This window comes from Flavobacterium sp. K77 (assembly GCF_021608205.1).
Taxonomy (GTDB): Bacteria; Bacteroidota; Bacteroidia; order Flavobacteriales; family Flavobacteriaceae; genus Flavobacterium; species Flavobacterium turcicum.
Window position 1 is genome coordinate 62,997 of sequence record NZ_JAKIHO010000006.1, and the last position, 20,878, is coordinate 83,874.

Annotated in this window: 17 protein-coding genes and 1 other RNA gene; 11 read left to right on the forward strand and 7 right to left on the reverse strand. The window is 36.4% G+C overall.

Features of this window, described 5'->3' with window-relative positions; all coding sequences use genetic code 11:
• Window positions 1-204 precede the first annotated feature (204 nt).
• Window positions 205-516 carry a rhodanese-like domain-containing protein gene (locus L1S34_RS11510; protein ID WP_236364141.1) on the forward strand — a complete coding sequence of 104 codons (312 nt, stop codon included), beginning with the start codon at window positions 205-207 and terminating at the stop codon, window positions 514-516.
• Between the two features lie 43 nt (window positions 517-559).
• Window positions 560-2,140, forward strand: a complete 1,581-nt coding sequence (locus L1S34_RS11515; protein WP_166133668.1) for an NADP-dependent glyceraldehyde-3-phosphate dehydrogenase — start codon at window positions 560-562, stop codon at window positions 2,138-2,140.
• Between the two features lie 80 nt (window positions 2,141-2,220).
• Here L1S34_RS11515 and L1S34_RS11520 read toward each other — a convergent pair whose 3' ends face one another.
• Window positions 2,221-3,282 (reverse strand): AMP-binding protein, encoded by a 1,062-nt coding sequence (locus tag L1S34_RS11520; protein WP_236364142.1) that lies wholly within the window; start codon window positions 3,280-3,282, stop codon window positions 2,221-2,223.
• Window positions 3,283-3,313: 31 nt separating this feature from the next.
• Complete coding sequence (locus tag L1S34_RS11525) at window positions 3,314-4,234, reverse strand: CPBP family intramembrane glutamic endopeptidase (protein ID WP_236364143.1); 921 nt, start codon at window positions 4,232-4,234, stop codon at window positions 3,314-3,316.
• Between the two features lie 101 nt (window positions 4,235-4,335).
• Between L1S34_RS11525 and L1S34_RS11530 the strand changes: the two genes are divergently transcribed.
• A complete protein-coding gene (locus L1S34_RS11530; protein ID WP_166133673.1) occupies window positions 4,336-4,683 on the forward strand; it encodes an ArsC/Spx/MgsR family protein in 348 nt (115 codons plus the stop codon).
• A 95-nt stretch (window positions 4,684-4,778) separates the two neighbouring features.
• Complete coding sequence (locus L1S34_RS11535) at window positions 4,779-7,235, forward strand: outer membrane beta-barrel family protein (protein ID WP_236364144.1); 2,457 nt, start codon at window positions 4,779-4,781, stop codon at window positions 7,233-7,235.
• A 109-nt stretch (window positions 7,236-7,344) separates the two neighbouring features.
• Here the strand turns inward: L1S34_RS11535 and L1S34_RS11540 are convergent, their stop codons facing one another.
• Window positions 7,345-7,515, reverse strand: coding sequence for a hypothetical protein (locus tag L1S34_RS11540; RefSeq protein WP_166133677.1), 171 nt, complete (start codon window positions 7,513-7,515; stop codon window positions 7,345-7,347).
• Between the two features lie 217 nt (window positions 7,516-7,732).
• On the opposite strand from L1S34_RS11540, the gene fumC reads away from it, so the two are divergent.
• A complete protein-coding gene (fumC, locus tag L1S34_RS11545; protein WP_236364145.1) occupies window positions 7,733-9,130 on the forward strand; it encodes a class II fumarate hydratase in 1,398 nt (465 codons plus the stop codon).
• A gap of 53 nt (window positions 9,131-9,183) precedes the next feature.
• On the opposite strand, the gene L1S34_RS11550 is transcribed toward fumC, so the two are convergent.
• Together L1S34_RS11550 and L1S34_RS11555 are read right to left on the reverse strand one after the other, a co-directional pair.
• Complete coding sequence (locus tag L1S34_RS11550) at window positions 9,184-10,212, reverse strand: LLM class flavin-dependent oxidoreductase (RefSeq protein WP_236364146.1); 1,029 nt, start codon at window positions 10,210-10,212, stop codon at window positions 9,184-9,186.
• Window positions 10,213-10,409: 197 nt separating this feature from the next.
• Window positions 10,410-11,612 (reverse strand): NAD(P)-dependent oxidoreductase, encoded by a 1,203-nt coding sequence (locus tag L1S34_RS11555; RefSeq protein ID WP_236364147.1) that lies wholly within the window; start codon window positions 11,610-11,612, stop codon window positions 10,410-10,412.
• Window positions 11,613-11,858: 246 nt separating this feature from the next.
• Here L1S34_RS11555 and L1S34_RS11560 point away from each other — a divergent pair, with 246 nt between their 5' ends.
• The 6 genes from L1S34_RS11560 (at window position 11,859) to katG (ending at window position 17,793) form a co-directional block, all read left to right on the forward strand.
• Entirely contained in the window at window positions 11,859-13,058 is a 1,200-nt protein-coding gene (locus L1S34_RS11560) for a serine hydrolase domain-containing protein (RefSeq protein ID WP_236364148.1), read from the forward strand.
• Window positions 13,059-13,134: 76 nt separating this feature from the next.
• Window positions 13,135-13,531: a transfer-messenger RNA gene (gene ssrA / locus L1S34_RS11565) on the forward strand.
• Between the two features lie 276 nt (window positions 13,532-13,807).
• Window positions 13,808-14,116, forward strand: coding sequence for a DUF202 domain-containing protein (locus tag L1S34_RS11570; RefSeq protein WP_236364149.1), 309 nt, complete (start codon window positions 13,808-13,810; stop codon window positions 14,114-14,116).
• A gap of 140 nt (window positions 14,117-14,256) precedes the next feature.
• Complete coding sequence (locus L1S34_RS11575; protein ID WP_236364269.1) at window positions 14,257-14,820, forward strand: YeeE/YedE family protein; 564 nt, start codon at window positions 14,257-14,259, stop codon at window positions 14,818-14,820.
• Between the two features lie 10 nt (window positions 14,821-14,830).
• Entirely contained in the window at window positions 14,831-15,304 is a 474-nt protein-coding gene (locus L1S34_RS11580) for a DUF6691 family protein (protein ID WP_236364150.1), read from the forward strand.
• 236 nt (window positions 15,305-15,540) lie between these two features.
• Window positions 15,541-17,793 (forward strand): catalase/peroxidase HPI, encoded by a 2,253-nt coding sequence (katG, locus tag L1S34_RS11585; protein WP_236364151.1) that lies wholly within the window; start codon window positions 15,541-15,543, stop codon window positions 17,791-17,793.
• A gap of 168 nt (window positions 17,794-17,961) precedes the next feature.
• On the opposite strand, the gene L1S34_RS11590 is transcribed toward katG, so the two are convergent.
• The gene (locus tag L1S34_RS11590; RefSeq protein ID WP_236364152.1) at window positions 17,962-19,590 is read right to left on the reverse strand and encodes an acyl-CoA carboxylase subunit beta; all 1,629 of its coding nucleotides are present in this window, start codon (window positions 19,588-19,590) and stop codon (window positions 17,962-17,964) included.
• A 162-nt stretch (window positions 19,591-19,752) separates the two neighbouring features.
• Complete coding sequence (gene lpxD / locus L1S34_RS11595) at window positions 19,753-20,754, reverse strand: UDP-3-O-(3-hydroxymyristoyl)glucosamine N-acyltransferase (protein WP_236364153.1); 1,002 nt, start codon at window positions 20,752-20,754, stop codon at window positions 19,753-19,755.
• Window positions 20,755-20,878: the final 124 nt, after the last annotated feature.

Genomic DNA, 20,878 nt, shown 5'->3' on the forward strand with positions numbered 1-20,878 from the left:
AGCTAACTACTTTATTTTTAAGTAATTAATTTTGTATGTCCTATCGATGAAATAGGGTGTTTTGCTAATTTTAAAACCGATTTCGGCTATAGTATTGATTGTAATACGGTTGCGAAATCGTTTTCTTGTTTTTATTATCTAATTAACAAAAGCCACGATAACTGTTACTTAAAAACGTCGTATTTTTACAAAAAAAACATCATTATGAATTTAACACAAGAAGATTGGGTAGCTCAGTTTGAAGCTGAAGAAAATGCAGTAATACTTGACGTAAGAACTGCTGATGAGTTTAACGAAGGTTTTATCGCAAACGCTATTAATATTGATATTCACATAGGTCAAGGTTTTATTGACGCTGTTGAAAAATTGGATAAAGATAAAAATTACTATGTGTATTGCCGTTCCGGAATGCGTAGCGCCAAAGCTTGCGAAATCATGAATCAATTAGGTTTTGAAAATGCATACAATCTGCTTGGAGGAATCTTAGATTGGGAAGGCGAAGTGGTAGAGCCTTAAACTACTACAATAGCTAATTAACTAACCACAAAACACCAACTAAATGAATACAATTCCTGAAGAATTTCAGATTAAAGCTTTATTGAATCAAGATACCTATTTGATCAACGGCGAATTAAAAAAGTGGGAAGGACAAACTTCACCTGTTTTTTCTACTATCTCTTCGACCGATGCTTATGGACCCACACTACTTGGTTCTATTCCGTTTATGAGTGAGGCAGAAGCTAACGAGGCAGTGCAAGCTGCAAGTGAAGCTTATAATAACGGACAAGGACTTTGGCCAACGATGAAAGTTGCTGACCGAATTAAGTGTATGGAGCGATTTGTTGAACAAATGAAAACCACTCGTGCCGAAGTTGTAAAATTATTAATGTGGGAAATTGGTAAATCATTGGGCGATTCTGAAAAAGAATTCGATCGAACAGTAGAATATATTTACGATACTATTACAAGTTTAAAAGAACTCAATACTCGTAGCGCCTTTTTCTCGAAAGTGCAAGGCATCAACGCCATGGTACGTCGTGGGCCTCTTGGAGTAGTATTATGTCTCGGTCCGTACAATTATCCTTTGAATGAAACATTTTCATTATTGATTCCCGCGTTAATCATGGGAAATCCGGTAATTTTCAAGCCTGCGAAACACGGTGTACTATTAATTTCTCCACTTTTAGAGGCTTTCCGAAATAGTTTTCCAAAAGGAGCTATAAACATTGTTTACGGTCGCGGTCGAGAGGTAGCTTCTCCAATAATGAAATCCGGGAAAGTTGATATTTTAGCTTTGATTGGCAATAGTAAATCAGCGATTGCCTTACAAGATCAACATCCCAATAAAAACAGATTGCGACTTATTTTAGGACTCGAAGCCAAAAATCCAGCGATTGTTTTACCTGATGCCGATTTGGATTTAGCGATTCAAGAATGTATTTCAGGCTCATTATCATTCAACGGACAACGTTGTACCGCACTCAAAATTATTTACGTTCACGAGTCTATTTCAGCAGAATTTAACAAACGCTTTGCAGCAAAAGTAGATGCGCTTGCCTTTGGAAACCCATGGGAAAAAGGAGTGTTTCTGACACCATTACCTGAAAAAGATAAACCTGCTTACATTCAAGAATTAATTGATGATGCTATAGCAAATGGGGCTTCCATCATTAATGAAAAAGGAGGACAAACAACTCCAAATGCGATATTTCCAGCCGTACTTTTTCCTGTAAATAAAGCTATGCGGGTGTATCATGAGGAACAATTTGGTCCTGTAGTTCCAATTATGACTTTTAGTGAAATTCAAGAACCACTTAACGATATGGCCGAATCAAATTACGGTCAGCAAGTAAGTTTATTTGGTAAGGATATTACAACGATAGCACCTTTGATTGATGCATTGGTAAATTTAGTTTGTCGTGTAAACTTAAATAGTTCTTGCCAAAGAGGTCCCGATGTGTTTCCGTTTACCGGCCGCAAAGATTCGGCAGTGGGAACTTTGAGTATCCATGATGCTTTGCGTTCGTTTTCAATACGAACTTTTGTAGCATCAAAAGACAATGCTTACAATAACGAGATCCTTCAAGAATTACTCAATAGTAAGGAATCCAACTTCATCAACACGGATTATATTTTGTAAATCAAGGGTTTTGAATTAAATAACAAAACATCTGAAAAGAAATCAAATAATATCTGGTTTTACTTTCAGATGTTTTTGTTTTATGCATTCTTCTCGTGGAGAATCTGAGTTATAACTTCTTTTCTTTTTACTTTTCCGCTTTCTGTTTCTAGAAATTGTGAAACAAAAAGAAAGTCTTTAGGTTTTTCGTAAGTACTTAAAGTTTCAAAAACATTAAGTGGAATTTCTCTTGATTCACCTTCAATGACAAGAATTAATTTTTCTCCCAAAGTAGCATCAGGGATTCCTGCTACAAAAAAGCGGTCTTTTATTTTTGAGGCGAGCTTTGTTTCAATTTGTTCGGGAATCAATTTAATTCCCCCGCTATTGATAATGTTATCTGCTCGACCTAATAAAATGAATTCTTTTTTATTTAAAATTTCAACCAAATCATTAGTTATCAAAACTTCTGAGGATACTAGCGGAGCATCAATCACCAAACAACCTCTTTGATCTTGACTAATAGTAACATTTGGTAAAATAGAGAAAGCAGTAGCGCCGACACGTTTAGCAGCAATGTGCGAAACCGTTTCGGTCATTCCGTAAGTTTCAAAAACTTGAGTAGGCAATTTGGCAACTAAACTTTGTAGTTCCGAATTCATTTTGGTACCACCCACGATTAGTTTTTTTACTTTGGCCAAACCATCAATCGAGTTTTGTACCTGCAACGGTACCATAGCCACAAAATGATAGGTTGTGGTGTTTTTAGCAAGAGGAGTACTGTTTGGTGCTACAAGATCGAGGTCAAGCCCCAAAATAAAACTACGCACCAACATCATTTTTCCAGCAATATATTGTGTTGGAAGGCAATGCAAGGCTTTATTTCCTTGACCTAAATCAAAATAAGCTCCTGTAGCTAGAGCAGATTGTACCATTGCTGATTTTTGAACTTGTATTAATTTGGGTGCCCCCGTCGTACCAGAAGTACTAACTTCTAAATAAAGTTTTGAGTCAAACCAATCTAATATAAAGGAGCCAATAGCTTGTTCATACAAATCACCTTCTTTAATAAAACTATAGGCTACTCGGCATAAATCGTCTCGATCCAAATGAAATCCATTTAATTTAAAAAGAGGATGTACTTTTTGATAGGCTGCGATCATAGCTTAAGATGGTTTAGGTTCTTTACCAAAGTTAGTCATTTAAAATTTTCCCTGTTAATTTTTCTTTCCAATTGGTCCATTGGTATTTTTTACCAAAAACAAATAATAGTATAGGATAGATAATAAGAATAGGTAAAATCACATCAAAGCCAGCAGAAGGATCAGAGACATCCTTAAAAATGGAGTTGGTTTGAAAGGCTGACCAGTCAGAGGTTACTAATAACGCGCCGATGAGGTTGTTGGCCGCATGAAATCCCAAAGCCAGTTCCATGCCTTCATCCATTAAGGTGATAATACCCAAGAATAATCCGGTGCCAATGTAGTAAACCATAATAATTGGACCCATTTGCGTTACTTCTGGGTTAAACCAATGCATTCCGCCAAAAATCAAGGAAGTAAGAATCAGCGGAAACCATTTATTTTTTGATAAAGTAGCAAAGCCTTGCATTAAATAACCTCTAAAAACATACTCTTCAGTACTAGTTTGAATAGGAATTAGTAGCGCTCCAATAATTACCAAAAAGGCAAAAGGTAGCGGATTAAAGTTCCATTTAAAATCTTCTGGATATAAAAAATAAGAGATAATTGTGGTGACAATGGTAATCGAAGCCCAAACTGTAAACGAAAAGGCAACACGTTTCCAATCTACTTTTTTGCGCGAAGAGGTAACTGATAAAAACGATTGATTATGATAAAAACGAACCAATAAGTAAAGTGTAGCTAGTACAATTGCGAAAGGAATCAAAAGAAAAAATAACGTTGTATTCGAATCGAAATAATGCATCATTCCTTTTTCAGAAGTAGGAAAAGGAAGGTTGTTTGACTGCGAGTCAATAAAAAGCGCACCTACAAATAACAGTTGTCCAATAAACGATACAATTATCAATATCAGCGATCCCAGCATGTAGCCCCAAAATGAATTTTTATTTTGTATTCCTTGTTCGATGTACATACAATTAAGTTTAATTATTTCTTAAATAAGTTTAACAAATGCTACTTTTGTTACATTAAATAATCAGAATTTTTCCATTAATTATTTTAAAAGTATATCTCATGATAAAAGTTTTTCATAATGTCCGTTGCGGTAAGTCTAGAACATGTTTGGCTGTATTGACATCTAATAATATAGATTTTGAAGTTGTTAATTATTTACAAGAAGCGCCAACTTTTCAAGAATTAGAAGCAATCCTTTTAAAATTAAACTACAAACCAATTGATTTGATTCGACAAAAAGAGAAAATTTGGATAGAAAACTTCAAAGGAACTGAAATGACTGATGAGGCTATAATTCAAGCAATGGTACAATATCCCATTTTAATCGAACGTCCGATTGTAATTGATCGTAACAAAGCTATTGTGGGACGTAATGAAAAATTGCTCCAAGATTTTTTAGCAATTTAAGTACGTATTTTTTTTATTAACATTTTTTTGTGATTCTCCTTATTAAACCATTAATCGGTTTAGTCATCTAAAAAGCGTAACCAAAGTTTTAAAAAATGAAAAAAATCAAATCCGTTTTAATTCTTGTTCTTGTTTTTACATCGCTCTTCACTTTTGCACAACCGGGCGCTGCAGGATCAAAAATTAAAATATCAGGTAAGGTTGTCGAAAAAGTAAGCAAGCAGCCATTAGAGTACGCAACTATTACCTTTATGCTACCCAATGATCCGAAACCAGTAGCGGGCGGAATCACCAATGCAACAGGTCAATTTGACATTGAGGTAAAACCAGGAGTTTATGATATAAAAATTGAATTTATATCTTTCAAATCCAATGACATCAAACAAAAAAATCTTCAAAAAAGTACTAATCTTGGAGTTATTAGCCTTGATGAAGATGCGAATCAGTTGAATGAAGTAGTTATTAGAGCTGAAAAAACAACTGTCGAAATTAAATTGGACAAAAAAGTATACAGTGTAGGGAACGACCTTATGGTAAAAGGAGGTACTGTAAGTGATGTACTTGATAATATTCCATCAGTATCTGTTGATGTAGAGGGAAATGTAAGCTTACGAGGAAACGAAAATGTACGTGTTTTAATTGATGGACGACCTTCGAATGCAATCAACATCTCTGAGGCATTGCGTTTAATTCCAGCAGATGCTATTGAAAAAGTGGAGGTAATCACGAACCCATCAGCTCGTTATGATGCTGAAGGTGGAGGAGGATTATTAAACATCATCTTGAAAAAAGGAAAAAACCAAGGATTGAACGGAACTGTAATTGCTTCTGTAGGAGATCCTGCTAATTATGGTTTGAGTGGTACTTTAAATTATAAGTCAAAGAATTTTAACCTTTTTACTACACAAGGATATAACGATCGTAATAATCCAGGAAATGCAATCACAAACACGGATTATTTGAACGACAACAACCAAATTACTAATTCTGTAAACGAATCTCGTACTAACGAAAGATTGAGTAAAGGATACAATGGGAATTTTGGTGTAGAATGGTATTTGAACGAAAGTACTTCTTGGACAAATTCATTTAATTACAGAAAAAGCAACGGAGATAACACTGATAATGTATTCCAAGATTATATTAATGGGGATGGATCTTTTAATTACCGCAGAAATCGTATCAACTTAGAGGGAAGCGACAATGAAAGTGTTGAATTCTCTTCGAACTTCATTAAGAGATTTAAAAAAGATGGTCACAAATTAACTATTGATGGATCGTTCTCAACGAGTGATGAGTTCAATGATGCTTTGATTACGGATACTGCAACAAATACTAGTGAGGTAAAATTTGATACTACATTGAATGATCAAAAACAAAGTAGAAACTTGATCCAAATGGATTATGTTCTTCCTTTGGGAGAAGCTAGTCAATTTGAGGCAGGATATCGTGGCGATTTTTCAGAATTATTGACCGATTATAGTGTGCTTAATGATGGGGTTTCTAATCCGAACTTTACTAACATGTTGCAATACAAAGAAAAAGTAAATGCTTTGTACACGCAATACGGAACCAAGTTTAACAAGTTTTCTGTTTTATTAGGATTGCGTTTTGAAGATTCAAACATCAACATCAATCAGTTGGCTACCGACGATTTTAATACAAAAAAGTACAATAACTTTTTTCCAAGTGCCTTTTTTACTTACGAGATATCGGACAAAAGTAGTGCCTCTGTAAGTTACAGTCGTAGAATTCAAAGACCAAGAGGACGTTTGTTAAATCCGTTTAGCAACTTGTCAAGTAACATCAACATCTTTGTTGGTAATCCTGATTTAGATCCAGCATTTACAGATGCGATTGATTTTGGATACATCAAAAGATGGGAAAAATTGACTTTTAATACTTCTTTGTATTTAAATAAAACAAGTGATGTATTTCAATTTGCAAGAAGAGAATCAGGTGATTTTGTAAATGGTATTCCTGTAACAATAAGCTCACCAATCAATTTAGCCACAGAATACAGAGCAGGTTTTGAATTTACTTTGAATTATTCTCCATACAAATGGTGGAAATTAAATGGGAATTTTAACTTTTTCAGAAATGAAACAAAAGGGGTGTTTACTTACACCAGTTTTTCAGGTGATGAGGTTGTACAAGATTTTAACAACGTAGCTACGTCATGGTTTACAAGAATTACTTCAAAAATTACTTTACCATATAAAATCGATTGGCAAACAAATGCAACTTACAATGGTCCTCAAAATAATGCTCAAGGCAGAAGTTTAGGCGTATTTGCAGCTAACTTAGCATTTAGTAAAGATGTTTTAAAAGACAAAGGTACGCTGTCATTTAACGTAAGTGACGTGTTTAATTCTCGAAAAAGAATTATGGAAACTAACTTACCACAATTTGCAAATTCGTTCAGCGAAATGCAATGGAGAGTGCGTCAAATAAACTTATCATTTACGTACCGTTTTAACAAACCGAAAAACGAACGCGAGAAACCAGAACGCAAAATGCAAGGTGATGGCGAAGGTGATTATCAAGGATAAAACAGAAAGGACTCATGAAAATGAGTCCTTTTTTTTGTTCTTGTAAATTAGATTGAAACCAAAAAAAAAGGACAACCATTGGATGTCCTTTTTTATAATAACAAAAAGCTTATGCTGATTGTTCTTGCTTCTTTTTTGCTCTTTTCTCTTTGAAAGCTTCCCAACTAGCCCCGCCAACCCAATAGGATACGAAACCAACTAGAAAAAACATTAACCAAAAACCTATAGTTAGTATGGTCAAGAAAAGTAAAAAGCCTAAATACTGTGAAAATTCAAACATGTTTTCCGGAATTTTGAATGTTGCTACAAATGTAAGTTTAATTCTTTGTGATAGCAATAATTTTTCATAAAAACTGATGACAATTTTCAACCTTACAATAAATAGCTTAACTTACTTTCTTGAAAAATCAAAACGACTTTGGTTTGTTTTTAAAATGCTGAAATGATGAGGTTTAAAGTTATTTTAGATTCTCCAACACACCTAAATAATACTTAAAATGAAATACCGAATTGAAAAAGATACCATGGGCGAAGTAAAAGTACCTCAGGATAAATATTGGGGCGCCCAAACAGAGCGATCGAAGAACAATTTTAAAATTGGACCAACTGCCTCAATGCCGATCGAAATAATAGAGGGATTTGCCTATTTGAAAAAGGCGGCAGCGCACGCCAATTTCGACTTAGGTGTTTTATCAGAAGAGAAAAAAGAGGCTATCAGTGCCGTTTGCGATGAAATTTTAGCGGGTAGTTTAGCTGACCAATTTCCACTTGTGATTTGGCAAACGGGTTCTGGAACGCAAAGTAATATGAATGTCAACGAAGTAATAGCCAATCGAGCACAAGTCTTGGCGGGTTTACAAATTGGTATTGATGAACCATTTGTTAAAGCGAATGATGATGTGAATAAATCGCAATCGTCAAATGATACTTTCCCCACGGCAATGCACATAGCAGCTTATAAAATTGTGGTTGAAAAAACAATTCCTGCAGTGCAGCAACTTCGCGATACTTTGCACAATAAAGTCATTGCGTTTCGCGACGTTGTAAAAATAGGTCGTACACATTTAATGGATGCAACACCGCTAACTTTAGGACAAGAACTTTCGGGTTATGTGGCACAATTAAATTTTGGAATTCGGGCTTTAGAAAATACATTGGATCATCTCTCTCAAATAGCATTGGGAGGTACCGCTGTAGGAACGGGTTTGAATACACCTGATGGTTACGATATAAAAGTTGCAAATTACATCGCACAATTTACTGGTCATCCTTTTGTAACCGCTACAAATAAGTTCGAAGCTTTGGCTGCACACGATGCGCTGGTAGAAACCCATGGCGCACTTAAGCAATTGGCTGTTTCTCTAAACAAAATTGCAAACGATATCAGAATGTTAGCATCGGGACCGCGATCTGGTATTGGAGAATTATTTATTCCAGAGAATGAGCCCGGTTCCTCAATTATGCCAGGAAAAGTGAATGCAACGCAATGCGAAGCTTTAACAATGGTGTGCGCTCAGGTTTTAGGTAATGATGTTGCTATAGCAATAGGAGGCATGCAAGGTCATTACGAGTTAAATGTTTTTAAACCCATGATTGCTGCTAATTTTTTACAGTCAGCGCGATTGTTAGCAGATGCTTGTGTGTCATTTGATGTGCATTGCGCTCAAGGAATCGAATCTAATTACAAAAGGATTACTGAGTTGCTTAACAATTCGTTGATGTTGGTAACTGCTTTAAACACTAAAATTGGGTATTACAAATCAGCAGAAATTGCTCAGTTGGCACATAAAAATGGAACTACTCTGAAGGAGGAGGCTGTTCGATTAGGATATGTCACCACGGAAGAATTTGACGAATGGGTTCGACCAGAAGATATGGTGGGTAAATTAAAATAGTCTTCTTTATAAGATTTTTTGGCTCAAGAATAAAAAAAGAAAAATCTTGTACGCTACAGTACAAGATTTTCTTTTTTTGAAGTAATTATTGATTCTGCAACTGTTTTCATAAGATGCATACTTTTTATTTTTGCATCAAAATCATAAATCGGACTCGTAATCATGAGCTCATTTATTTGTGTATATTGTATAAATTGTTGCAGTTCGCGCACAATTTTTTCAGGGTTTCCCACAAAAGAGCAGGCTGTCATTTGATCTACATGAAATTTTTCTACTTCGTTCATTAGATCAGTCATATCTTCAACGGGCGGTTGCAAGGGTTTGCGGTCGTTTCGAATTAAGTTCAAAAACATTTGCGTTAAACTTGTGGCAAGTTTTGCAGCTTCTTCGTCTGTATCTGCAGCTACGGCATTAACACAAGCCATGATTTTGGGTTTTTGCAAATATGCTGAAGGTTCAAAATGATCGCGGTAATATTGAAATGCTTGATGCATGAGTTTTGGAGCAAAATGACCTGCAAATGCGTACGGAAGTCCTTTAGCTGCTGCTAATGCGGCACTGTCTAAACTGGAACCTAAAATCCAAATGGGTACAGCAACACCTTCTGCAGGAAACGCTCGTACTTTTGCGGAAGCATTATTGACGTTAAAAAAGTCTTGTAAAGCCGTTACGTTTTCTGGGAAACGTTGCGATTGTTCTACAAAATCTTTACGAATAGCCTGCGCTGTTAAACCATCGGTACCTGGTGCTCTACCTAATCCTAAATCAATACGATTGGGGTACAAAGTCGCTAGTGTTCCAAATTGTTCAGCCACAATTAGTGGCGCGTGGTTGGGTAACATGATTCCGCCAGAGCCGACGCGAATGTTTTGCGTTTGCGAAGCTATATGACCAATTAAAACTACGGTTGCTGAACTGGCAACATGCGCCATATTGTGGTGTTCGGCCAGCCAAAAGCGCTTGTAACCCAATTTATCGGCTGTTTGAGCCAGTAGTTTAGTTCTTTCTAAAGTTGCAGTAGCGTTGCTATCCTCGGCGATAATTGCCAATTCTAAAATCGAAATAGGAAGAGATGCTGACATTGTATTTTTTTTACAAAATTAAGCAATACTTCCCTTTGCAAGTCTTTACGGATTGTTAATTGAATGGTAATTGTTAGGATAACGAATTGAAAAAAAAAACCTGTAACCAAAGGCTACAGGCTAATGAGTATAAATTATAGTACTGATTTTATTCGAAGCGTATTAATTATGAGTTACCAATATACGTAAAAATCTGTTTATTGACCGTCGACATAATCTTGCAAGTAGCTAAATCTCTCGGTTAATTTGCCGTTTTGAGTAATTTGTGCACGTTGTAAAATACCGTCTTTATCTCCATCGAAGAAAGCCGGAATCACATGCTCTAGAAACATTTGCCCAAATCCTTCGCTAGCATCTTTTGGTAACTCGCAAGGCAAATTATCAACTGCCATGACCACTATCGCACCCGGATGAAAAACATCGACTTCTTTGTTTTCTAACGGCAAGTAGCCGTACAATGGTTCTGCTATTGTTGAGGCACGTAAAGTACAAGCAATTGGTCCGTTCACATCGCAGGAAACATCCGCTACAATTTTGATCTTACAATCTTTTGAATTCAACATTTCTTGTGTCAAAATCATTGGAGCTTCATTGGCATGAAAATGTCCTGAAATATAAACATCAGAAACAGTGGTAAATCGTTCAAAATTGGTTTCGTATTCAGTTGGGTTTTGGTAAAAATCAAAATAATCCAAAACTTGACCGTCTTTTCGTTTGTTGTAATCTAAAACATCAATTTGAGTGTAAACGGCTTGAGTGTAATTTTTAGTTAAATAATTCTCTACGGTTACTGATTTGATTTTGATGGCATCGAGTATTTCTTTGGCGCCACTGCCTACTTTTCCGCTACCGGTAATTACAAATTTAATTGGAGGTAAAATCACACGTTTCAGTTGTGCAATCAGCGCTTCTTTTCCCGAAAGGGTTTCTGCTTTAGGTAACTTGAACAATTCAAATTTGATTCCGAAAGCACGAATTCCGTTGTACGCACCAACCATGCCAGCATAGCGACCAAAACCTATTAGCCTTTGGTTTTTAGCATTCACGATAGTTTCGTGGTCAAACAAAGAAATGTTTTCTTTCAATATGGTTTGTAGCAAATTTCTATTGTACGGCTGTTTTTTGATCGTGTGCGAAAAAAAGAAATACGATTTATTAGGAATTAGTGCCTCAACAGGAACTTCTTTTACGCCCAGCAAAATGTCGCAAGTACTAAGATCAGTACCAACTTCAATTCCGGCTTGTTCATAGGCGTCGTCTGTAAAAATGCGACAATCTGAACTTTCAACAAGAATTTCTATGCTTGGATATTGATTTTGTAATTGTACCAATGCCTCTGGAGAAAAAACCACTCTACGATCTGCTGGTTTTTTACGTTCTTTTATGATTCCAAACTTCATTTTATAAGTTTTTTCTAAATTATAATATAACTTTAATAATACCATTTGTTACAAATATAACAAATACCATTTCTCTTTTAATTTTTTTTCGAAAAATTCGATAGTTTTTATTCAAGTATGCACTGATGTACAATTTAGTAGCATTCCAAAAGCCTTGTAGGACTTATAAAATACTGTTAAGGTTTAAAAAAAAGAAGGAGCAAAAACAGACTGATTCTATATATTTGTCTTTCTAGTTATACCAAAATGAATTTTATTAAAAACGCAAATATACTACATATATCACTCCTTTTTTTGATTTTTGGATCTTGTGCCAAAGAGAAAGTAAAGGTAGAATTACGAGACGATCAATTGCCAAAAAATAGGTTGCCAATTATGAAACCTTTGTCAGCAGCTGAGCCAAAACTGACTGCATCATATATTAATGTGAAGCGGGCTGAAATTGATTCTTTTTACCAAAAAAACTGGCCCAATCAAACTGCAAATGGAAGTTTTTTGGTAGCCAAAAATGGTCAAATCATTTATGAAAAATACGAAGGTTTCTCCAATTTTAGAGATGAAACTGTTATTACAGCGAACACTCCATTGCATATTGCATCAGTTAGCAAGGTGCTAACGGCCACTGCAGTTTTAAAATTGGTTAACGCCAAAAGGTTGAGTTTAGATCAAAAAGTAAATACTATCTTAAAGTCTTTTCCTTATCCAGAAGTGACAGTGCGTACCTTGCTGAATCACCGTAGCGGATTGCGTAACTATGCTTATTTTACCGATCGTGATAAATCGGTTTGGGATAGACGTAATACTTTGACTAATATGGATATTTTGACTATTATGGCAACCAAGGATATTGGTTTAGAGTTTGCAACTGATACTCGTTTTGCATACTGTAATACCAATTATGCAATGTTGGCGCTAATCATAGAAAATATTACAAAATTGTCATATGAAGAGGCTATGAAAAAAATTATTTTCGAGCCGCTAGGCATGAAAAACACTTATGTTTTTGATTACGAACGCGATAAAGAAACTGCTGTCACTTCGTATAAAGGCAATAAAGTAGAAATAGGAAAGGATTATCTTGATGCAGTGTACGGAGATAAAAATATTTACTCCACGCCACGAGATTTATTGAAATTTGATCGTGCTAGGAGCAGTGCTCAGTTTTTGTCGAAAGACCTAAATAAACAAGTGTACCAGCCGTATAGCAACGAACGTAAGGGAACTAAAAATTACGGACTTGGTATCCGAATGATTAATTGGGAGACAGGACAAAATTTTTATTTTCACAATGGTTGGTGGCACGGGAACACTTCCTCTTACATTACTTTAACTAAGGAAGGCGTCACTATCATTGCACTTTCAAATAAGTTTACACGCAAAACGTATGATGTTAGAAAACTGGCGACTTTATTCGGAGATTATCCTTTTAAATTTCAGGACGAGTAAATAAAAAGGCACTATTTTTGAAATAGTACATTATAAAAAAGTGTACATTTGCACTCTCAAAAAAAATGAGAAAAATGGGGTCGACTGGTTTTGACAGCAAGTCGAATTGATAAGTAAGCACGTCGAGCATTGAGACCTTGCTCGTAAATATAAGATCTTACACTTTTACACGGCGAAAATAACTACGCTTTAGCTGCATAATCCGAATTATAGTACGATTACGCCACGTTCCTATCAGATAGGAAAGCTGGATTCTCCTTGAAAGCCTTGGTTTGTGGCGTTCAGTACAGGGGAACCGTAAAAATAAACCTAGATTTCCATGAGCTTCGGGTGGATTTCGACATTAAGAAGATAAGTAGGGTGTGGTTGTTTCTGGCCGAGCACACTATCGAAAATTCAATCAGGAAATAAGCGCGTAGAAAGCTTTTTAGTTGCTTGTTTGGACCCGGGTTCGATTCCCGGCGACTCCACAAAAAAACCCTGTAATCTATTGATTTACAGGGTTTTTTATTTTTATTATCCCAATATCTTCCCGGCATTTTTTTTATTCTTGATTTCCTTCTTATAATAGGCTTTTAGCAATTTGCGCATCAGTCTTTTCCAAATCCTTCCATTTTTATTTCATAATTATTGCCTCTGTAACATTTGTCACTGTGAGTGTTTTATATGGCTCTTACTTTTGTGTCAGATGAAAAACTGGTTTAATCTCTTGCGAGCAAATTAGCATTCAATTTTAAATAAGTACCACGATGAATTCAGAACAAAAGAAAAATAAAGATCTCATTTTACGAGAAAAACTAGCACTTCAGCGCACAACGCTGGCTAATCAATCTACTTTTTTGTCGTTTATGCGAACGGCTATGTATTTTTTAATAGCAGGTTTAAGCCTTAAAAATTTGATTGCAGTTCCAAATAGCTTTTATATCGAATTGGGCTTGTTTGCCAGTTCATTGATCATTTTTGTTTTCGGAATTATAAATTATTTTGTTCACCGAAAATCAATTGCTAACAATAAAAAACACGTAGGCGATTACCAACTTGAATATTTAAAACTTTAAGAATGACTGTAAAGTATTCTTTTGATAGATTAACCTGAAAAGAATCTGCAAATAAAAGGAGTTATGTGACAAAAGTAACAGAACCTTTTGGTGCAAAACTTCACCTTTGTCAAAAATAATTTATGATTAACACTATGGAAATTTTAGAATTTATTCAACAACCTTGGCCTTGGTATGTCGCTGGCCCGCTGATAGGTTTAACTGTTCCCGCTTTATTGCTAATTGGAAACAAATCATTCGGAATTAGCTCCTCTTTGCGCCATGCCTGCGCTATTTGTGTACCTGCAAATATTCCTTTTTTTAAATACGATTGGAAAAAGGAAATTTGGAATTTATTTTTTGTGTTGGGAATTGTGCTTGGAGGCGTGATTGCCTTTTTTGGACTTTCAAATCCAGATCCTATACAAATCTCCTCATCATTACAAACTGACTTAGCCCAATATGGTATTACTGAAATTAAAGGCCTGCTTCCCGAACAATTGTTTTCTTGGTCTAATTTAGGTACAATTCCTGGTTTTGTGGTTTTGGTGCTTGGAGGGTTTTTTGTTGGTTTTGGTTCGCGCTACGCAGGAGGTTGCACAAGTGGTCATGCTATTTCAGGCTTATCCAATTTGCAAGTAGCGTCTTTAATTGCAACTTGTTGCTTTTTTATCGGTGGTTTGCTGATGGTTCATTTTATCCTGCCTCTAATCTTAACACTTTAATTTTAATACAATGAATCAATTTAAAAATATTACACCTAATAATAAGGAGCAGGACAGCAATCGTGTTAGCTTTTTAAACTCTTTAAAATATTTAATCGTCGGGACACTTTTCGGAATTGTTTTTATTAAAGCCGAAATCATTAGTTGGTACCGAATTCAAGAAATGTTTCGCTTTGAATCTTTTCATATGTACGGTGTAATTGGTAGTGCAGTAGTAGTAGGAATGCTTTCTGTATTTATTATCAAAAAATATGAAATCAAAACATTTTCCGGTCAGCCAATTACATTTCAAGACAAGCCCTTTCACAAAGGTCAAATTATAGGCGGATTACTATTTGGTTTCGGTTGGGCACTTACAGGTGCTTGTCCCGGTCCTTTATTTGCACAAATAGGGAGCGGTGCCACTGTGATGTTAGTTCCTCTTTTAGCTGCTATTTTTGGAACTTGGGTATATGGACTTTTAAAAGATCGTCTGCCTCATTAATTGATTTTCTCATGTCAATTGCTTTCTTTAGCATAAAATACAAGCTTCCGTAGTTGATTTTGAAAAGGAACTTAATTCAAGGATATCTATTTGATTAATTGGTAGAAAGAGACGTTTAACATCGGTCTGAAGTATGATTTTTTTGTTACAGTATAGTTTTTATCTATTGAAATTTTAATTACACTCGAATTTTTATTGGTAAATTTGAAACTAGAAAATTAAAAATCAAACATATTATGGAAAATAATTCAAGACCTACCTCTTACAATGTCAATGGAGAGAGTAAATGTCCTTTCTCTGCTGGTGCAAATGCGCCGAAGCAAAGCGAACGTCATGGCAAAATCAATCGCGATTGGTGGCCAAATCAATTAAACCTAAATATCTTGCGTCAGAATGGAGTGGCTTCAAACCCGATGGGAGAGCACTTTAACTACGCGGAGGCATTTAAATCAGTTGATCTAGAGGTTTTAAAAAATGATATTAAAGAGGTAATTACTACTTCACAAGATTGGTGGCCTGCTGATTATGGCAGCTACGGTCCGTTCTTCATTCGTTTGGCTTGGCATAGTGCAGGTACTTATCGTATTGCAGATGGTAGAGGTGGAGCAGGTTTTGGTACACAACGTTTTGCACCCCTAAACAGCTGGCCAGACAACGCTAACTTAGATAAGGCTAGACTATTATTATGGCCAATCAAACAAAAATACGGGAACAAAGTATCTTGGGCAGATTTAATGGTTTTAGTAGGAAACTGTGCGCTTGAGGTAGCTGGTTTTAAGACATTTGGTTTTGCAGGAGGTCGTGTTGATGTTTGGGAGCCACAAGAAGATATTTATTGGGGACCTGAAAAAGAATGGCTTTCATTAAGTACAGAACCACACAGCCGTTACTCTGGTGATCGTGAACTTGAAAATCCGTTAGCAGCAGTACAAATGGGATTGATCTATGTGAATCCAGAAGGTCCAGATGGAAATCCAGATCCACTATTGGCAGCTAAAGATATCAGAGAGACTTTTGGTAGAATGGCTATGAATGACGAAGAAACAGTTGCTCTTATTGCGGGTGGACATACTTTAGGAAAAACGCACGGTGCTGCTGATCCAAATAAATATGTTGGAGCAGAGCCTGCAGCAGCTTCGATGGAAGAGCAAAGTTTAGGTTGGAAAAACACTTACGGTACTGGAAACGGTGCGGATACAATTACCAGCGGATTAGAAGGTGCATGGACAACCACTCCTGCAACTTGGAGTAACAATTACCTTGAAAACTTATTTGGTTACGAATGGGAATTAACTAAAAGTCCAGGTGGAGCACACCAATGGAAACCAGTTGGTGATGCAGGAGCAGGTACAGTTCCTGATGCGCACGACCCAAACAAAACGCACCAGCCGTTTATGTTAACTACTGATTTATCTTTAAGAGTAGATCCAGCTTACGAAAAAATTTCAAGACATTTCTTGGCTAACCCTGACGCTTTCAATGATGCTTTTGCAAGAGCTTGGTTCAAATTGACACACCGTGATATGGGACCAAAAGTTCGTTATTTAGGACCAGAAGTTCCTGCTGAAGAATTAATTTGGCAAGATCCAGTTCCTGCAGTTACTCATGCTTTAATAGATGCTGAAGATGAGGCAGCTTTGAAAGCAAAAGTTTTAGCTTCAGGATTGAGTATTTCTGAATTAGTAAGTACGGCATGGGCTTCAGCATCTACATTTAGAGGTTCTGATAAGCGTGGTGGAGCTAACGGAGCACGTATTCGTTTAGAGCCACAAGTAAACTGGAAAGTCAACAATCCAGCACAATTGCAACGTGTTTTACAAACTTTAGAAGGAATTCAAAATGAATTTAACGCGGCGCAAACTACTGGGAAGCATTTATCAATTGCCGATTTGATTGTTTTGGCTGGAAATGCGGCAATTGAAAAAGCAGCAGCAAATGCAGGACACGCAATTACAGTTCCTTTCGCAGCTGGTAGAACAGACGCTTCTCAAGAACAAACAGACGTAGAGTCGTTTGCAGTTTTAGAGCCACAAGCGGATGGATTTAGAAATTATGTGAAAACTAAATACACTGTTTCTGCAGAAGAAATGCTTATAGACAAAGCGCAATTATTGACTTTAACTGCGCCAGAAATGACCGTTTTGGTTGGTGGATTACGTGTATTGAACACTAATTTTGACCAATCTCAAAACGGAGTATTCACTAAAAAAGTAGATGCTTTAACTAATGATTTCTTTGTGAACTTATTGGATTTAGGTACTACTTGGAAAGCGGTTTCTGAATCAGATGATGCTTTTGTAGGTAGCGATCGTATGGCTGGTGGTATCAAATGGATTGGAACAAGAGTTGATTTGATTTTTGGTTCTAATTCAGAATTAAGAGCACTTGCCGAAGTATATGCATACAGTACAAGCCAAGATAAATTTTTAACCGATTTTGTTGCAGCTTGGACTAAAGTAATGAATCTTGACCGTTTTGATTTGGTTTAGATTTTGAATTTAATTTGTTAGAAAAGTGAGTTGGAAACAACTCACTTTTTTGTTTTAAAAGGATAACTAATCGATTTTTAACTTTTTTAGTTCCACAAAAAAAGCCCGACTTTATATCGGGCTATTTTGTTTTATATATTTTGCTTTTAGTAATTTAATCAATGTGATTTACACTTGAATTACGCCCAAGTTAAACGCTTTTTCAATAGGAGCGTGGTTGGCCGCTTCAATTCCCATAGAAATCCAAGTTCTGGTATCAAGAGGGTCAATGATGGCGTCTGTCCACAATCGTGAAGCTGCGTAGTAAGGAGAAACTTGTTCGTCATAACGCGCTTTGATAGTGTCGAATAATTCTTTTTCTTTCGTTTCGTCTACCAGTTCACCTTTTGCCTTGAGTGATGAAGCTTCAATCTGAGCTAAAACTTTGGCTGCTTGCGTTCCGCCCATAACTGCTAGTTCAGCGCTTGGCCAAGCAAAAATTAATCGAGGGTCATAAGCTTTACCACACATGGCATAGTTGCCGGCACCGTAAGAATTACCTACAATGACAGTGAATTTTGGAACAACAGAGTTAGAAACGGCATTAACTAACTTCGCACCGTCTTTGATGATTCCGCCGTGCTCGCTTTTTGAACCCACCATAAAACCGGTAACATCTTGTACAAATACTAACGGAATTTTCTTTTGGTTACAATTTGCGATAAAGCGAGTTGCTTTATCAGCACTGTCAGAGTAAATAACTCCTCCAAACTGCATTTCGCCATTTTTGGTTTTTACCACTTTACGTTGGTTAGCCACAATTCCAACTGCCCAGCCGTCAATGCGGGCATAACCTGTGATTATGGTTTGTCCGTAACCATCTTTATACGTTTCAAATTCAGAATTATCTACTAATCGGTGAATGATATCCATCATATCGTACTGTTCGCTACGCGCTTTTGGCAACAAACCGTAAATTTCATTTTCGTCAAATTTTGGTTTTTCTGGAGCAATACGGTTATAACCAGCTTTGTCAAAATCACCAATTTTATCGACTATTTTTTTAATTCTATCCAAAGCATCTTTATCGTCTTTGGCTTTATAATCAGTCACACCTGATATTTCACAATGTGTTGTTGCACCGCCTAAAGTTTCATTATCGATGCTTTCGCCAATGGCAGCTTTTACTAAATAACTTCCTGCCAAAAAGATACTTCCGGTTTTATCAACAATCATAGCTTCGTCACTCATGATGGGTAAGTACGCACCACCAGCTACACAACTTCCCATAACTGCAGCAATTTGTGTAATACCCATACTGCTCAATTGCGCATTATTTCTGAAAATTCGACCAAAATGTTCTTTGTCTGGAAAAATTTCATCTTGTAACGGCAGATAAACACCGGCACTATCTACAAGGTAAATGATGGGTAATCTGTTTTCCATTGCGATTTCTTGTGCGCGAAGATTTTTCTTTGCTGTAATTGGGAACCAAGCACCCGCTTTTACAGTGGCATCATTGGCAACAACTACGCATTGTTTGCCTTTGATATAGCCAATTTTTACCACTACACCTCCTGATGGACATCCGCCGTGTTCTTTGTACATTCCTTCTCCAACAAAAGCTCCAATTTCTATACTTTTTGCTTTCGGGTCTAATAAATAATCTATGCGCTCGCGAGCTGTCATTTTACCTTCGCTATGCAATTTTTGAATTCGTTTTTCGCCGCCGCCAAGTTTAACAACGCTTAATCTTTGGCGTAAAGCAGATAACAAAAGTTTATTGTGGTCTTCGTTTTTATTGAAGTTCAAATCCATGGTCAATTATAGTTATAAAAGTTTGTGCTAAAATACAAAAAGGAACTTAATTATTAGTATCAATGTCGTGTTCTAGTGAAAAAAATAGCGTGTTTGATTGCTATATAAACAAAAAAACAGAAGCGAACTTCTGTTTTTTTATGGATATGATAAAAAAAATAATTATTTATTTTTAGATTCGTTAACGAGTCTTTTTAAGATGGCCCATTGTTTTAAGGCATCTCTGGCTTCAACCGCAGGGTATCCCAACATCGTTTTTCCGGCAGGAATGTCGCCGGTTACACCAGATCCTGCACCAACAATAGCACCATCACCAATAGTCGTGTGGTCTTTTATCGATGCGCTGCCACCAATGATTACGCCGTTTCCTAAGGTTACAGATCCAGCCAATCCGCTATTTCCAGCCATGATACAAAATTTACCAAGTTTACTGTTGTGACCTATTTGTACCAGATTATCAATTTTGCATCCATCACCAAGAACGGTTGAGCTGAATTTACCGCGGTCAACGCAAGAGTTGGCGCCAATTTCAACATTGTTACCAATGATGACATTGCCAATTTGTGGAATTTTTACCAAGCCACGTTGCGGATCAGGTCGAAAACCAAAACCATCAGCACCAATTGTTGCGTTGGGATGAATAATACAATCGTTACCAATATGACAGCGCTCTCTTACCACCGTACCCGACCAAATTACTGTATTTTTACCTACGGTTGATTCGTCTAAAATGGTTACGTTTGGATAGATAGTTGAGTTGTCGCCAATTATTACATTCGGTCCTATGTAGCATCCAGCACCAATTTTAGCGCCATTGCAAATTTGTGCGGTAGCATCGATTGTTGCAGTAGGATGTATGCTTACCGCAAAAACTGGAGTAGGTGGAGCAAAAAGTTCTAAAACTTGTGACATAGCCAAGTCGGCATTTTTTACTTTGATAAAAGCTCGATTATCACCTGGTTCGATGCTAATATCTTCATTTACAACAGCAGTACAAGCCTTTGAGGTTGCCCAAAATTTTTCGTATTTTTTGTTTCCTATAAATGAAATCTCCGTAGTGCTGGCAGCTTCTAATTGTTCAGGAGCAGTAATGCTTGTTAGGGTTGACCCAACGATTTCTCCGTTAAGAATTTCGTTTATTTCGTTAATTGTATAGGATTTCATTGAAAAATTGGTTGTTTTTGAGTTAAATATTTTTCAAATAAAAGAATTTACCCGTAGTTATCCTAATTAATCTTAGATTTTACCACGCTAAGCCTATTATTGGATTGTGATTCAAGTTTTACAA